Genomic DNA, 683 nt, shown 5'->3' on the forward strand with positions numbered 1-683 from the left:
CCTAGGGGAACCTGGGGCTGGATCACCTCCTTATACGATTTAGAACGAATTTGTTCGCAGTGTCCACACAGATGATTGTTACTTACTGGCAAGTCCGGTAGGTAATATTTTGCTCTTTAAAAATTTGGAAAGCTGATAAAACTTTGAATTGTTCAATTTGAATAATTTAGAGTTCTCAATAAGTAAAGAAATATGCCAGCTCAGTTGGGAGAGCATCGCCCTTACAAGGCGAGGGTCACTGGTTCAAGTCCAGTACAACCCACCATCATCTTGATGGAGTTAAGGAAAATACGATGCTCAGCATCGCACTATTATCCTTAGCAAGGCGAGGTTTATTGGTTAAGTCCAGTATAACTAAGCATCATTTTAAAGTGACACATCTGATATTTCTATATGGGTTGTTAGCTCAGTTGGGAGAGCATCGCCCTTACAAGGCGAGGGTCACTGGTTCAAGTCCAGTACAACCCACCATCTATTGATGGAGTTAAGGAAAATACGATGCTCTGCATCGCACTATTATCCTTAGCAAGGCGAGGTTTATTGGTAAAGTCCAGTACAACCCACCATATAGAAATCGCAAAAAATTACGTTTTGGGTTGTTAGCTCAGTTGGGAGAGCATCGCCCTTACAAGGCGAGGGTCACTGGTTCAAGTCCAGTACAACCCACCATCATCTTGATGGAG

General features: G+C 42.8%; 2 tRNA genes. Both read left to right on the forward strand.

Annotated features, from left to right (window positions below):
- The first annotated feature begins 395 nt into the window (after positions 1-395).
- Positions 396-471 (forward strand) — tRNA-Val (locus tag C2M35_RS15225).
- Between the two features lie 122 nt (positions 472-593).
- Positions 594-669: transfer RNA gene (locus tag C2M35_RS15230), tRNA-Val, on the forward strand.
- The last annotated feature ends 14 nt before the right edge of the window (positions 670-683 follow it).

Source organism: Pseudoalteromonas sp. T1lg76 (assembly GCF_002964725.1).
GTDB lineage: Bacteria > Pseudomonadota > Gammaproteobacteria > Enterobacterales > Alteromonadaceae > Pseudoalteromonas.